The sequence below is a fragment of the Nocardioides sp. YJ-D4 genome (genome assembly GCF_054031495.1).
On the sequence record NZ_CM132932.1, the window covers coordinates 3028018 to 3042110 of the forward strand.

The window sequence follows — 14093 nt, forward strand, 5'->3', positions numbered from 1 at the left end:
CCGGCTAGTTCCATGCCCGTTTTCGTCCACCGGTCACGGCGGGGAGCGGAGCTGGTCCTGCTGATCCTGGCCCTGGCGGTCGGGATCGGTGCGTACGCAGCGGTCGGCCTCGGGGTTCAGGAGAAGATCCCGGTCGACATCGTCGGCTACGGCACCTGGCTGGTCGCGCTCCTGGTGGCGGCCCACATCGGCGTACGTCTGCTGGCTCCGTACGCCGACCCGGTGCTGCTTCCGCTGGTGGCGATGCTCAACGGTTTCGGTCTGGCGGTCATCCACCGGCTCGACCTGGCGGCAGGGGCGAGCGAGACCGATGCCTTCGCCCGCCAGCAGCTGACCTGGATGACGATCGGCGTGGTGCTGTTCCTGATCACCCTCTTCGTGGTCCCCGACCACCGGATGCTGCAGCGGTTCACCTACACCGCCGGCCTCGGTGCGGTGGTCATGCTGATCCTGCCGATGCTCCCGATCATCGGAAAGCAGATCAACGGCGCGCGGATCTGGATCAACCTCGGGCCGGTCAGCTTCCAGCCCGGTGAGGTCGCCAAGGTGCTGCTGGTGATCTGCTTCGCCGGCTATCTGGCGGTCCACCGCGACGCGCTCGCACTGGCGGGGCGCCGGTTCGCCGGCATCGACCTGCCCCGCGGCCGCGACCTCGGCCCGCTGCTGATGATGTGGGTGATCAGCCTCGCGATCCTGGTGCTGCAGCGCGACCTCGGCTCCAGCCTGCTCTTCTACGGCCTCTTCGTGGTGACGCTCTATGTGGCGACCGAGCGCAAGGGCTGGATCGTCGTCGGCGGGCTGCTCTTCGCGGGCGGGGTTTTCGCCGCGATCAGCCTGTTCAGCCATGTCCGCGTCCGCGTGCTGACCTGGCTGAACCCGTTCGACTACTTCCCGGCGGACGCCAACGGCACCTCCTCTGAGCAGCTGGTCCAGGGCCTGTTCGGGATGGCCTGGGGCGGCATGATCGGCCGCGGTTTCGGTTCCGGCCAGCCCTGGCGGATCCCTTACGCCAACTCCGACTTCATCATCCCGGCGATCGGCGAGGAGCTCGGTCTGACCGCGCTTCTGGCCCTGCTGCTCTGCTACGGCCTGATCGTCGAGCGCGGCCTGCGCACCGCGATCGTGGCCCGCGACGACTTCGGCAAGCTGCTCTCCGTCGGCCTGGCCACCTCGATCGCGCTGCAGACCTTCGTGGTCGTCGGCGGCGTGACCGGGCTCATCCCGCTGACTGGTCTGACCACACCGTTCCTCTCGTATGGTGGGTCTTCGCTGGTCGCCAACTGGGTGATCGTGGCCCTGCTGTTGCGCGTCTCGGACCAGTCCCGCCGTCCATTGCCGACGGCGCCGTCCGATGAAGATCTCGCCGCTGAGGAGACCCAGATCGTCAAGCTCGACAAAGGGGCGATGACCAAGTGAACCGCCCCATCCGCACGCTCAGCGTCGGCTGCCTGATCCTGTTCGTGGCGCTGATGCTCAACGTGACGTACGTCCAGTTCTTCAAGGCGAGCTGGTACAACAACCGAGCCGACAACCGACGGGTCACCGAAGAGGCATACTCGCAGCAGCGCGGGGACATCCTGGTGGGTAAGAAGGCGATCGCCACCAGCAAGCCGAGCGACGACACCTTCGAGTGGCAGCGCACCTACCCGGGCGGCAAGAAGTACGCCCCGATCACGGGTTTCATGTCCTTCTCCTACGGCCAGACCGGGATCGAGCGATCCCAGGACTCGGTGCTGTCGGGCAAGGACAACAAGCTCTTCACCAACCGCCTGGTCGACCTGGTCACCAACTCCGAGCCGGCCGGCGGCAACGTCGAGCTCACCATCGACCCGAAGGTCCAGGACGCTGCGTACGAGGGTCTGACCGCCCTCGGCGAGGACGTCCAGGCGGCGGCGGTCGCGATCGAGCCGAGCACCGGCAAGATCCTGGCGATGGCCTCCACCCCTACCTACAACCCGGACCGGGTGGCGACCAACGACATAGACGCCGCGCAGAAGTCCTACAACCAGCTCTCGAAGGACGAGAACGAGCCGCTGCTCAACCGCTCCATCCAGACGGCGCTGCCGCCGGGATCGACCTTCAAGCTGGTCACCGCCGCGGCCGCGATCGAGAACCTCGGCATGGACGGCGACAGCATGGTCTACGGCGGCGCGTCGCTCGATCTCCCCGGCACCACGACCGACCTGCCCAACCTCAACGGCACCAGCTGCGGGGGCGAGCAGATCACCCTCACCCACGCTCTCGAGGTCTCCTGCAACACCGCCTTCGGTTCTCTCGGTATGGAGCTCTCCGACGAGGAGATGCAGGAGCAGGCCGAGGGGTTCGGCTTCGGCCAGGACTACCTCGACGACATCGGCCCGCTGGCCAAGAGCCAGTACCCGCCCAACGACGGCAAGGCCGAGCAGGCCCGTGCCGCGATCGGTCAGCAGAGCGTGATCGCGACCCCGCTGCAGATGGCGATGGTCTCGGCAGGGATCGCGAACGGCGGCGAGGTCATGAAGCCCTACCTCGTCGACCGGGTGACGTCCTCCTCGCTCGACGTCATCGACCAGGGCAACCCGACCCCGATCGACAACCAGCCTGCGGTCTCGCAGGACACCGCCGAGATCCTGACCCAGATGATGGTCAGCACCGTCGACAACGGCACCGCCGAGGCGGCGGCCATCGACGGCGTGAGCGTCGCCGGCAAGACCGGCACCGCACAGACCACTCCGGACAAGCCGCCGTACGCCTGGTTCACCTCGTTCGCCCCGGCGGAGAACCCGTCCATCGCGGTCGCCGTGATGGTCCAGAAGAGCGGCACCGAACGCAGCGAGATCGCCGGCGGACGGCTGGGCGGCCCAATCGCGAAGGCCATGATGGAGGCAGCGATCTCATGAGTCGTTACGTATTCCACGAGCTCATCGGCACCGGCGGGATGGGCGAGGTGTGGCGAGCGACTGACACGACCCTCAACCGCGAGGTCGCGATCAAGCTCCTCAAGCCCGAGCATGCCGAGGACCCGATCGGCCGGTCCCGGTTCGAGTCCGAGGCGAAGCATGCCGCGGCGCTCCACCACCCCAACGTGGTGGCCGTCTACGACGTCGGCGAGATGCCGACCGCCTCCGGCCTGATGCGACCGTTCCTGGTGATGGAGCTGGTCGACCACAAGCCGCTCTCCGAGCTGCTCCGTGACGGCCGACCGCTGGCCCCCGAGGTCGTACGCGACCTGCTCGGTCAGGCCGGCGACGCTCTGGCCGCCGCGCACCGGGCCGGCATCGTCCACCGTGACGTCAAGCCCGCCAACCTCCTGGTCACCCCGCAGCGCAAGGTGAAGGTCACCGACTTCGGCATCGCCCGCGCGCAGGCCTCGACCGGCATCACCGGCACCGGCCAGGTGATGGGAACCCCTCAGTACCTCAGCCCCGAGCAGGCACGTGGCGAGAAGGCCACGCCCGCCTCCGACGTCTACTCCCTCGGCGTGGTCGCCTTCGAGTGCCTGGCCGGCTACCGGCCGTTCCAGAAGGAGACCCCGGTCGCGACCGCGATCGCCCACCTGCATGACCCGGTCCCACCGCTGCCCGACCACGTCCCGGCCGACCTGGCCGCGATCGTGATGCGGAGCCTGCAGAAGGACCCGAGCCTCCGCTACGCCGACGCGGCCGCGTTCACCAGCGCGATGATCGGTCACGGCGCCGCTGACCCGGACGCCGATGCCACCACTGTCGTCGCCGCGGCGGCGCCCGGTGACGCGACCGCGACGTCGGTCATGGACCCGGTGCCCTCGCCCACTCAGAACTACGTCGGCATGCAGGGCGCCACGGGCGGTCCCGAGGGTCCGCCGCCACCTCGCTACCAGGACCCGTACGACCGGTACGACGAGGACGACGAGCAGAAGCCCTGGTACAAGAAGCCGTTCAACATCGTCGTCATCCTGATGCTCGTGGCCGTCATCGTCGCGATCATCTGGATCATCATGACCCTCGGCGCGGACCCGAAGTCTCCTCCGGCCAACGACACGTCCACCACTCCTTCGGCCTCCCCCACTCCCACCCCGTCGGAGGAGCCCGAGGAGGAGCCGCAGCGCGTCGAGATCGACGAGGACGACTACGTCGGCCGCAACGTCGATGAGGTGCGCTCCGAGCTGAGCGACCTCGGGCTGAACGTCAAGGTGGCGGTCCAGAACAACGACGGCAGCTACGAGCCCGACACGGTCGCCGGCCTCGACCCGACCCGCAACCTCTACGAGGGCGACCCGATCACCATCCGCTACTACGGCGAGCGCCCCGTGGTCGAGCAGCCTCCCGCCGAGGAGGAGCCCGACGAGGAAGAGAGCGACGAGGAGGAGCCGACCGACGGAGAGTCCTCCGACTGGGGCATCCCTGATCTTCCGGGGGACGAGAACACCGATGGCGGCGGCGGCAACGGCAACGGGGGCGGCAATGGCTGAGGGAGCTCTCCTGGCCGGTCGCTACGAGGTCGGCGAGCTGCTCGGCCGTGGCGGTATGGCGGAGGTCCGCAAGGGCACCGACCACCGGCTCGGCCGCGTGGTCGCAATCAAGCGGCTGCGGGTCGATCTCGCCAGCGATGCGACCTTCCAGGCCCGTTTTCGGCGCGAGGCGCAGTCCTCGGCCAAGCTCAACCATCCCTCGATCGTGTCGGTCTACGACACCGGCGAGGAGAAGTCCGACGACGGCGTCGCCCAGCCCTACATCGTGATGGAGTACGTCGCCGGCCGCACGCTGCGCGACGTACTCCGTGAGGGTCGCAAGATCCTGCCCGAGCGGGCCCTGGAGATCAGCTCCGACGTACTCAACGCTCTCGACTACAGCCACCGCAACGGGATCATCCACCGCGACATCAAGCCGGGCAACGTCATGCTGACGCCGGCCGGTGACGTGAAGGTGATGGACTTCGGCATCGCCCGGGCTCTCAACGACGCCCAGTCGACGATGACCCAGACCGCGGCCGTGGTCGGCACCGCGCAGTACCTGAGCCCCGAGCAGGCCCGTGGCGAGCAGGTCGACGCCCGCTCCGACGTCTACTCGGCCGGCTGCCTCCTCTACGAGCTGCTCACCGGCCGTCCGCCGTTCGTCGGCGACTCGCCGGTTTCGGTGGCCTACCAGCACGTACGCGAGCAGGCTCAGCCTCCCTCTGCCCACGACCCGACGCTGACCCGTGAGCTCGACGCGATCGTGATGAAGTCGCTGGCCAAGCGGGTCGAGGACCGCTACCAGTCCGCGCAGGCGATGCGCACCGACATCGAGCGCTACCTCGCCGGGCGTCCGGTCCAGGCGACCGTGCCGCCGAGCATGGACCAGACGCAGGTCGCCCAGAACCGCGCTGTCGGCCCCTACGGTGGCGACCCCACCAACGGTGGCTACTACCCGCCCCAGGACGACCGCCCCGAAGGCCCGCGCCCGTGGGTGCTCATCCTGCTCGGTCTGGTCATCGTCGGCCTCATCGGGTTGGGTGCCTACTTCCTGCCTGCGGCCCTCGGGCCGCAGACCACCCCTGCGCCCGACGTGACCGGTCTGACCCAGGAGAAGGCGATGGCCGAGCTGAGCACGGCCAAGCTGAAGGGCGCGATCAAGCAGGAGTCGAGCGACACCGTCGCCGTCGGCGTCGTGATCTCCCAGGACCCGTCAGCCGGCGAGGACGTCGAAGAGGGCAGCACCGTCACCCTGACGGTCTCCACCGGGCCACCCAACCGGGAGATGCCCAACGTGATCGGGATGCCGCAGAAGACGGCCAAGGAGCTGCTCGAGGGTGATCCCTACAACTTCACGGTGAAGATCGAGACGGAAGAGTCCGACGAGGACAAGGGCACCGTGATCGAGTCTGACCCGGTTGCCGACCAGAGCGTGACCACCGGCAAGGGCACAGAAGTCCTTCTCACCGTCTCCAAGGGCCCGAACAAGGTCCCGAACGTGGTCGGGAAGACGGCCGAGCAGGCCGAGGAGATCCTCCGCAACGCCGGGTTCACGCCCGTACGCAAGGACGAGCCCAACACCGACAAGCCCAAGGGCACCGTCGTCGAGCAGACCCCGGCCAAGGGCACGCCGCTCGCGCAGGACGGCGAGGTGATCATCTTCGTCTCGACGAAGGAGGAGGCCCTGCCGAGCTGTCAGACGCTGGTGCCCGGCACCGACCCGGCCAACCCGTCGGCGTCGGCCACGCAGACCGCCGACCCGGGTGACCCGCCGACGTGCGACCCGGCGCTCCCGCCGAGCACCCCGGCGGCACCGTAGCCCCGGACGCCGAGGCTCAGCCGAAGCCCCTGTCTCACTTCTCCTGAGGCAGGGGCTTCGCGTACTTCACGTCGAGCAGGCCGTCGTAGGCCGGCGCGGTGAGGTAGGTCAGCGGCTTGAGGAACCAGCCGATCTGGACGTTGGGGTCGCGGGCGTCGGCCCGGTAGTTCTGCACGTGGTTGTCGCGGTCGATCGCGGCCTGCAGCCGGTCGGGGTCGCCGACCGCCTCGATGACGTACGGCTGGGGGTAGGGGACGCCGTCGAGCTGCACGGTGCTGCCGGAGCACTTGATGCCGGTGGTGGTGATGATCCGCTTGCCGGCGATGGTGATCGCCTCGGCGCCGCCGGCCCAGAGCGCGTTGACGACGGCCTGGATGTCCTGCTGGTGGACGACGAGCGAGTTCGGGTCGTCACCCGTGTAGCTCTCCTGGACCTCCGAGGGCGCGTCGCCGAGGACGATCTGCATGCCGGCGCCGCTGTGGTCGGAGGTGCCGGCCGGATCGGCCAGCCGCGCGGACTGGTGCTGGAGCTTCTTGACGTCCTTGTCGGTGACGCCGCTGGTGAGCTGGTCCACCTCGCTCTGCAGGTCGGTCAGCTGGGCCTCGAGGCGGTTGTAGCGGATCCGCTCGCCGTCGACGAGCGTCGCCAGGTCCTCGTAGCGGCCCGGACGCAGGTCGGTGCCGTCGGCGTTCACGAAACTCACCGCGAGCAGGCCGCCACAGAGCAGCACCACGACGGGCGTACCAAGCCGCCAAGAGGTCACGCGGGACCAGCGCTTTGGTTTAGGTGTGGGGTTCGCCTGGGTTCCGGAGCTCACGACCATTAGGGTATGCGCAGCAATCACATTTGTCTGAGGAGCATCACCCGTGGCCAAGCTCAAGCTCTCGAAGAAGAGTGATCTCGACCTTCCCAAGGAGCCGATCTTCACTCCGCGCTTCGGGGTCGCCCTGCTGCTGATCGCCCTCGGCATCGGCTGGATCGCCTACTACTACGTCGGGGTCCGCCCCAACGAGGTCGGTGGCGACTTCACCGGGCCGAAGCCGGTGCAGAAGCTCGAGGGGTGGAACTACCTGATCGGCTTCGTCCTGCTCTTCCTGGGCCTGGCCGTCGCCGCTCACCCGAAGACCCCGTTGGGCCGTGGCCGCGGCGTCGTGGTCGGCATGCTCGGCTGCTTCGTCATCGGCCTGATCTGGATCTGCGTCTTCTACGTCTTCGCCAACGACCACCTGGACAAGATCTGGGTCTTCAACGACCTGGGCCAGAAGAACCTCCTGGTCGGCATCGGCTTCATGGCGGTGGGCTTCACCTTCGCCACGAAGTGGGAGTGACCCTCTCGTTAGACGGCGAAAGCGGCGCAAACCTTTGGTTTGCGCCGCTTTGCGTTACACGGATGTAGTTCTCCACAGGGCCATCCACACCTGTGGATTTGTCCACGCGGTGAAAACGCTCCGAAAACACCTGCCTCGAAGGCATCAGAACAGCATGATCCGTACGCCGATCAGGGCAAGCAAGCCCAACGTGAAGGCACCCAGGGCAGCCCATTGCAACGGTGCCTTCCGGTCGGCCCGGAGCGAGGTGAAGATGCCCGCGACGACGAGACCGCCGATGAAGCCGCCGACGTGCCCCTGCCAGGAGATGCCGTTGCCGAAGAAGGTGATGCCCGCGTTGATCAAGAGCACTGGCAGCAGCGGGGAGAGCGACTGCCCGGCCCTGACGAAGAGCACCACCAGGACACCCAGCAGGCCGAAGATGGCACCGGAGGCGCCCACGGTCGACCCGGCCGGTGCCGACGCCCAGACCACCAGGGCGGAGCCCGCCAGGCCGGAGATCAGGTAGAAGACCAGGAGCCGCAGCCTGCCCACGATCGGCTCGAGGAACGAGCCGAGCATGTAGAGCGACAGCATGTTCACGGCCAGGTGGATGATCGAGACGTGGGTGAACGTCGAGGTCAGCAGCTGCCAGAACGCTCCGTCGTCGACCCCAGGCATCCAGGTGTAGCCGCTCGCCCGGCAGACGTCGTTCGGCACCGCGAACCCACCGTCAGGCGTGAGGCAGTAGCCCTGTAGCCGGATCGCGAGGAAGTCGGCGATCCTCGACCCGGATCCACCGGTGAGGACGATGCTCAGCCAGACCAGGACGTTGACGCCGATGAGCGAGAAGGTCACCGGGAGCGCCCGGAAGCTCACGCGCGCGCCGGTGAAGCGCTTGGGCTGGCGTACGGACTTGTGGCCCTCACGCACGCACTCGGGGCACTGGAAGCCGACCGAGGCGGGCGTCATGCAGTCAGGGCAGATAGGCCGGCTGCATCGCTGACAGCGAATATGCGTCTCACGGTCGGGGTGGCGGTAGCAGACCGGCACCCCGACCGGGGTCGAGTCGGACAACTAGACGATCTCGACCTTCTCGATGACGACCGGCTCGACCGGGCGGTCCATCGCACCCGTCTTGGTGCCGGAGATCGAGTCGACGGCCTTCTTCGACTCCTCGTCGGCGACCTCACCGAAGATGGTGTGCTTGAAGTTCAGCCACGGCGCCTGGCCGGTGGTGATGAAGAACTGCGAGCCGTTGGTGCCGGGGCCGGCGTTGGCCATCGCGAGCAGGTAGGGCTTGTCGAAGGTGAGCTCGGGGTGCGGCTCGTCCTTGAAGGTGTAGCCCGGGCCGCCCGTACCGGTGCCCAGGGGGCAACCGCCCTGGATCATGAACCCTTCGATGACACGGTGGAAGCCGAGACCGTCGTAGTAGGGAACACCGGAGCGGCCGGCGTCGTCCGTGTACTCCTTGGTCCCCGTGGCGAGGCCGACGAAGTTGGCGACCGTCTCCGGAGCATGGTTGGGAAACAAGGTGATCGTGATGTCACCGTGATTGGTGTGGAGGATGGCCTTCTGGTCAGCCATGACCTGCCCTTCCGACATTGGGATTGGTACGGGATGTAACTCCTCGATCCTCCCACAGTGTCGGTCGCGGACCTGAGGTCAGGAGGCCGCGTCAGCGAGCTTGGGAGCGATCCGGTCGGCGACGCGGCGCTCGACCCAGAAGATCAGACCGGGGATCAGGCCGGCGATCATCATCAGGAGGAACTCGGGGATCGTCCAGCGGGCCTTCTGCGTCAGCAGGAAGGCGACGATCACGTAGATGATGAAGATCCAGCCGTGCGCGACCCACAGCGGCGTCATCGCCTCGCCGAAGGACTGCAGGGCGGTGCCCTCGGGGAGCAGATACTTGAACAGCGAGGAGATCGTGCCGACGAGCAGCAGCACACCCACGACGTACGCAAGCACCTTGTAGGTGCCGAACAGCTTGTTCACGCGTCTGAGGGTACGCGCTCATCCTGAGTGATTTTCTCAGGGTCTTCTTCGTCCTCGTCGTCATCGCGGGGACGCAGGGTGTCGCGCACGTAGCGCCACCACACGTAGATCCCGAAGATGCCGAACAGCCACCACTCGATCGCGTAGAGGAGGTTGCGCAGCCCGGTCGTGGCCTCCGGCTCGGGCAGCTGCGGGGCGGGCACGTCGGCGACGTCCGTGGCCCCGTCGTTGACCGGCATCGAGCTGGCCGGCCAGTTGTCCTCGACCGGCGAGCGAACCAGGTAGGCGCTGTAGAGGTCGTAGCTGGTGCGCGAGATCAGGTCGGAGACGTCCAGCTGCGGGAAGACGTTGTCGGACTTGCGGTCGTCGGCGACGTCGGTCCAGTCGCTGGGCTGCAGCCAGCCGGTGACGGTGACGTGGCCGCGCGGCGCGGGCGGTGCGCTGCCGACCTCAGGGGTCCAGCCGCGAACGACGTAGACGGCCGACTCGGTGTCCTCGACGAGCACCGGTGTGACGGCCCAGAAGCCGACCTGAGAGCCTCGCTCCATCCCGTCGATGAAGATGGTCTCCTCGGGCATCCAGATCCCTGAGACGGTCACGGGGCGGCCGATCTGCTCCCATGGGAAGGCGTCGTTGGGCCCGATCAGGTCGGTGAACGCCTTCGGCTTCGCGTGCACCAGCTCCGCGACCTGGTCCTGCTTGTCCTGCTGGCTCGACTGGTACTGCCAGACCCCGAGCAGCACCGCGCCGGTCACGAAGATCACCACCAGCGCGTGCGCACCCCACAACCTGGGGGAGACGATCCCACGTGGATATGCACTGCGCGGGGGAGTGGTCTGGGCGGCCATAGCCCTTCCAGAGTACGGCCCCTCAGTCACAGACCGCGAACGGGACGGGTTCCGTGGTGACCAGGGTGGCCGCGGTCACCGGGTTCGTCACCCGGAACCCGATCCGCCCCGTGGACGGATCGGCGACACCGTTGGTGAAGACCTTCTCGTACGCCGCGACCTGATCGCCCAGCTTCAGCCGGTAGAACAGGTCGTCACGGTCCTCGCCGAGCCGCAGGGTGGCCAGCCCGCCGCCGAACTCGACCGAGTAGGCCTCGACCGGCGCCAGCCTGGTCTTCTCCTTCGGCCCACCCTCGGCGCAGCCCTTGACGACATACGTCGAGGTGGCAGGGCCTCCGGCGACGGCGACCATCACCTCCTGCGCCGCCCAGTTCTCCGCGTCCGGGCGTGCAGTGTTCTTGGTGATCAGGTGGGTCTCCGGGTCGAACGTCGCGCCCTTCAGCGGGCCGACGCCCGCCTTGATCGCCGGTCCGGGCTTGACCCGGTCGGCGACCCTGATGACGTACCCGTCCTTGCCGCCGCCGGTGAACCTCGCCTCCCAGACGACATCGGCCGCGCCCCACTGGTACGTGTCGCGCAGACGCTGATCGACCCCACGCAGCAGACCACCGCTGACCTGGGCGGCCTCCTTGTCGGCCCGGTTCCACAAGTCGCTCTGGTCCGCGGGGCTCGACCGGCCGGTGATGTCGTCGAGCCCGAAGAGCGACTTCACCTCGCCGTAGTCGGTCACTGCCAGCGTCTTCGCACCCTCCGGCACGAACGTCATGGCCGCCTCGACGGGGCCCATGGTCGCGGCGTACACGGGGTAGGTGTCCTCCGACGGCGCCGCTTCCGGCTTCTTCGGCTCGCTGTCGTCCCCGCAGCCGACCAGCGCAAGGGCCAGCCCAACGGCCAGCACGCACATGCCCCATCGCCTCACGTTCACCCCAACGAGTATTCCGGATCCCTGTCACGGTCGGCGGCACGAAATAGATGGAGGCCGCAGGCGGAACGCGCCTGCGGCCTCCTTGATCCCGAGCGTCAGCGACCAGCGCCTGTGAGCTCAAGGGATGCGGGAAGAGGCTCGAGCACCGGGTCGATGATCCGCGAGGAGGCCTCGGACCGAGCGACCCGACTGCGGCGCAGGTCCTTGACGGTCGTGAGGCGGCGGAGCCAACGGTCGGTGCCGTCGTAGCGAGCCGTGAAAGGCTTACGGCCGTGCAGTGCACGGTGGTTGTCGACGATGAGGATCTCGCCGGGAGCCAGCGCGACGTCCTCGACGTTCGCGGAGAGCTCCATGATGAGCAGCTGGAGCGCCCGGTCGGCCTCGACGTCACCCGGCAGAGCCGCCATGTAAGGCGGGTCGAGCCGGACATCGGGAGCCTGGGGCGAGCCAAAGAGAACGGCGGTCGGCGCGGCGAGCAGCTCGCCCTCGTTGACGCCGGCCTCGCGAAGGTTGCGCAGGTGCTCGTCGTCGGGGTGGATGACGTAGCGCGGCTCGAACAACGGAGCGTACTCAGGGCCGGTCACGTCGATCGAGCTGATGCCGACCGCGGTGGTCGGGATCATGTCCTCGTTGCGCAGCGAGATCAGCCCGAGGTGGTCGCAGCGCAGGTTGCTGAACGCGTCCTCGATGTGCAGGTCGAGCACGACGTCGCTGCTGTGCCCGGTCTGCAGGTTTTCCTGCTTCTGGATCGGCAGGATGTTGTTGACCAACTGGCCGCCCTGCAGCGAGGACCAGGAGACGGCGTCGCCGAGCTGGGCCATGATCAGGGCGAGCCAGAAGTCGGCCATGTGCGGCGCCTGAGCGTCGGGGTGGTTCCAGTGCGGCGGAGTCGGGCCGGCGGTCACCGGGAGTCCGCTGATCACCAGGGCGTCGGTCGCATCGCCGTAGCGGAAGGCGCGGATCGCCTTGGCGACACTGTCGGGGAGCTCGCCGCCGAGGAAGGGCGCGGTCTCGAGGAACTCCGAGGAGACCGGGCTCTCGAACCGGGCGAGCAAGGACTCCGACAGCTCGGCTGCGGCCTGGGACTCTGCTGGGGTCATCTCGACCCGGGTGACTACGGACTCTGCGCCCACAACATTGACCTCTCGGACTTTGCGGTGGAGGGGTTCGTCAGAAGCGTCTTCTGGCGCCCGCACCAAAGGGTTTCCTAAGTTCGAGACCACCTTGTTCCGCCGTACGGAATTCAAACGAGTGATAGGTCCAAATATCGAGACGATAGGTATTAGGCCCCTTGCGTAATCGCCGCGAACCTGTTTAGGGAATGTATCCCCCCTGCGGTTTGCCAGTTACCGACGAATTTGCCCGTCCGGCCCGGGTTCTGAAGGCCGTACGCACCCCTATCCTGAGCCCCATGACAGCGACGACCCCGCCGGGTTCACCTCCGAGGACAACCGCAGGTTTCGGCGGCTCGACGGCCGACCAGGTGCTGACCATCGTCCTGATCGTGCTGGGTCTCGGCGGATGCGCCATCGGGAGCTTCTTCGGCGCGTTCTCCATCATGGCCAGCGACGGCTGCTCCGAGACCTGCAACTACACGATGATGAACATCGGCGTCGCGGTGATGGTCTTCGCCCCGTGGATCTGCTGGCTCGTCTTCGGCATCTGGGGGATCGTCCGCCTGGCCCGCAAGAAGCTCGCCGTCCTGGTCGTGGTCGCCGGCGGCGTACTCGCGACTGCCCTCTACGTCCTCGGACTCGTCCTCCTGCTGGCCACCATCGACTGAGCGTCACTGGTACGGATCGACGAGCTCGCGCAGCGAGGTGAGCGCCTCCCGCAGGGCTGAGGCCAGATGGGGGCCGAGGTGGTCGTTCCACTCCTGCTCGACGCTCATCACCACCTCGCGAGCGCGGTCAGCGGCGTCCTGCCCGGTGGCCGTGAACCTGATCAGGCGCGCCCGGCCGTCGATCGGGTCCGGGACCCGCTCCACGAGCCCCTTGCTCTCCAGCGCCGCGACCAGCACACTCGCGGTCTGCTTGGTGACCTGGGCCTGCTCGGCCAGGTCGACCAGGCGCGAGCCGTTCACGGCGATCCGCTGGGCCAGCCGGGCCTGCGCGACGGTGATGTCATAGCCCGCGTCCCGCATCGCGGAGATGACCCGTTCGTCCATCGCCCGGTAGGCGATGAGCATGAGCGTTGCGACGTCCATCGAGCCCCTTGACACTGTGCGGCACCCTGGTCAATATAGTCAGTAAGACTGACTATCATACCGCTCTCCGGTGTCCAGACAAACGTCTGATCACGGGGCCCTGCCGGACGCGTGTTGCATCCACGATCATCACAGCCTCGCTCGTCGGGGCCCGTCGCGAGCAGGTTCCCATGAACGCAGTCGCCCAGCTCAGTGCCGCCATCGCCGCGCTGATCCTCATCGCCGTCTTCCCCTTCGAGGCCTTCCTCATCCATCGCCCCGAGGTCCAGCGGTTCCTCGGCATCGAATCGAACGGGATCCGCAACGTCCACCTGTGGTCGTTCTGCATCGGCGCCCGCAACGCTCTCGCCGGCGTCGGCACGCTCGTCGGCCTCTGGATGGTGAACTTCGGCGACGAGTCCACCGGCGTCACCGTCGTTGTCGTCACCACCATCTACATGCTGCTCGCCTCGTTGTTCATGGGGATCGCCGACGCCCTCGGATACTGGCTCCCACGCGGCGGCAGCATCAAGGGGACCATCGCCGCGTCCGTGCTCCCCGCCATCGCGCTGATCGCGATCGCAGTTGGATAGCGGGATG

The 14093-nt window shown here is 67.6% G+C and carries 15 protein-coding genes; 7 read left to right on the forward strand and 8 right to left on the reverse strand.

Annotated elements, in window-relative coordinates; all coding sequences use genetic code 11:
• The first annotated feature begins 12 nt into the window (after positions 1-12).
• From ACW14X_RS14355 to pknB, 4 genes are read left to right on the forward strand one after another with little or no spacing between them, the layout of a single operon-like run.
• Positions 13-1416 carry an FtsW/RodA/SpoVE family cell cycle protein gene (locus tag ACW14X_RS14355; protein WP_400458480.1) on the forward strand — a complete coding sequence of 468 codons (1404 nt, stop codon included), beginning with the start codon at positions 13-15 and terminating at the stop codon, positions 1414-1416.
• Positions 1413-2879 carry a peptidoglycan D,D-transpeptidase FtsI family protein gene (locus ACW14X_RS14360; protein ID WP_457166015.1) on the forward strand — a complete coding sequence of 489 codons (1467 nt, stop codon included), beginning with the start codon at positions 1413-1415 and terminating at the stop codon, positions 2877-2879. The genes ACW14X_RS14355 and ACW14X_RS14360 overlap by 4 nt, the downstream gene beginning before the upstream one ends.
• Positions 2876-4429: a serine/threonine protein kinase gene (locus ACW14X_RS14365; RefSeq protein WP_457166016.1), complete on the forward strand. Its 1554-nt coding sequence runs from the start codon at positions 2876-2878 to the stop codon at positions 4427-4429. The genes ACW14X_RS14360 and ACW14X_RS14365 overlap by 4 nt, the downstream gene beginning before the upstream one ends.
• Entirely contained in the window at positions 4422-6230 is a 1809-nt protein-coding gene (gene pknB / locus ACW14X_RS14370; RefSeq protein WP_457166017.1) for a Stk1 family PASTA domain-containing Ser/Thr kinase, read from the forward strand. Before ACW14X_RS14365 ends, pknB begins: the two co-directional genes overlap by 8 nt.
• Positions 6231-6264: 34 nt before the next feature.
• Here the strand turns inward: pknB and ACW14X_RS14375 are convergent, their stop codons facing one another.
• A complete protein-coding gene (locus ACW14X_RS14375; RefSeq protein ID WP_160026082.1) occupies positions 6265-7053 on the reverse strand; it encodes a DUF881 domain-containing protein in 789 nt (262 codons plus the stop codon).
• Positions 7054-7096: 43 nt separating this feature from the next.
• Between ACW14X_RS14375 and ACW14X_RS14380 the strand changes: the two genes are divergently transcribed.
• Positions 7097-7558: a cell division protein CrgA gene (locus ACW14X_RS14380; RefSeq protein WP_141802023.1), complete on the forward strand. Its 462-nt coding sequence runs from the start codon at positions 7097-7099 to the stop codon at positions 7556-7558.
• A gap of 144 nt (positions 7559-7702) precedes the next feature.
• Here ACW14X_RS14380 and ACW14X_RS14385 read toward each other — a convergent pair whose 3' ends face one another.
• The 6 genes from ACW14X_RS14385 to ACW14X_RS14410 all read right to left on the reverse strand — a co-directional run bounded on the left by ACW14X_RS14385 (position 7703) and on the right by ACW14X_RS14410 (position 12408).
• The gene (locus ACW14X_RS14385; RefSeq protein WP_350717518.1) at positions 7703-8509 is read right to left on the reverse strand and encodes a rhomboid family intramembrane serine protease; all 807 of its coding nucleotides are present in this window, start codon (positions 8507-8509) and stop codon (positions 7703-7705) included.
• A gap of 105 nt (positions 8510-8614) precedes the next feature.
• Positions 8615-9124 carry a peptidylprolyl isomerase gene (locus ACW14X_RS14390; RefSeq protein WP_160026084.1) on the reverse strand — a complete coding sequence of 170 codons (510 nt, stop codon included), beginning with the start codon at positions 9122-9124 and terminating at the stop codon, positions 8615-8617.
• 78 nt (positions 9125-9202) lie between these two features.
• A complete protein-coding gene (locus ACW14X_RS14395; RefSeq protein ID WP_160026085.1) occupies positions 9203-9535 on the reverse strand; it encodes a DUF3817 domain-containing protein in 333 nt (110 codons plus the stop codon).
• Positions 9532-10383, reverse strand: coding sequence for an SURF1 family protein (locus tag ACW14X_RS14400; protein ID WP_457166018.1), 852 nt, complete (start codon positions 10381-10383; stop codon positions 9532-9534). Before ACW14X_RS14400 ends, ACW14X_RS14395 begins: the two co-directional genes overlap by 4 nt.
• A gap of 22 nt (positions 10384-10405) precedes the next feature.
• A complete protein-coding gene (locus tag ACW14X_RS14405; RefSeq protein WP_457166019.1) occupies positions 10406-11308 on the reverse strand; it encodes a hypothetical protein in 903 nt (300 codons plus the stop codon).
• A gap of 95 nt (positions 11309-11403) precedes the next feature.
• Positions 11404-12408 carry a TauD/TfdA family dioxygenase gene (locus ACW14X_RS14410; RefSeq protein ID WP_457166020.1) on the reverse strand — a complete coding sequence of 335 codons (1005 nt, stop codon included), beginning with the start codon at positions 12406-12408 and terminating at the stop codon, positions 11404-11406.
• A 311-nt stretch (positions 12409-12719) separates the two neighbouring features.
• On the opposite strand from ACW14X_RS14410, the gene ACW14X_RS14415 reads away from it, so the two are divergent.
• Positions 12720-13091: a hypothetical protein gene (locus tag ACW14X_RS14415; protein WP_457166021.1), complete on the forward strand. Its 372-nt coding sequence runs from the start codon at positions 12720-12722 to the stop codon at positions 13089-13091.
• Positions 13092-13094: 3 nt separating this feature from the next.
• On the opposite strand, the gene ACW14X_RS14420 is transcribed toward ACW14X_RS14415, so the two are convergent.
• Positions 13095-13514 carry a MarR family winged helix-turn-helix transcriptional regulator gene (locus tag ACW14X_RS14420; protein ID WP_457166022.1) on the reverse strand — a complete coding sequence of 140 codons (420 nt, stop codon included), beginning with the start codon at positions 13512-13514 and terminating at the stop codon, positions 13095-13097.
• Between the two features lie 170 nt (positions 13515-13684).
• On the opposite strand from ACW14X_RS14420, the gene ACW14X_RS14425 reads away from it, so the two are divergent.
• Positions 13685-14086, forward strand: coding sequence for a DUF1304 family protein (locus ACW14X_RS14425; protein WP_160026091.1), 402 nt, complete (start codon positions 13685-13687; stop codon positions 14084-14086).
• The last annotated feature ends 7 nt before the right edge of the window (positions 14087-14093 follow it).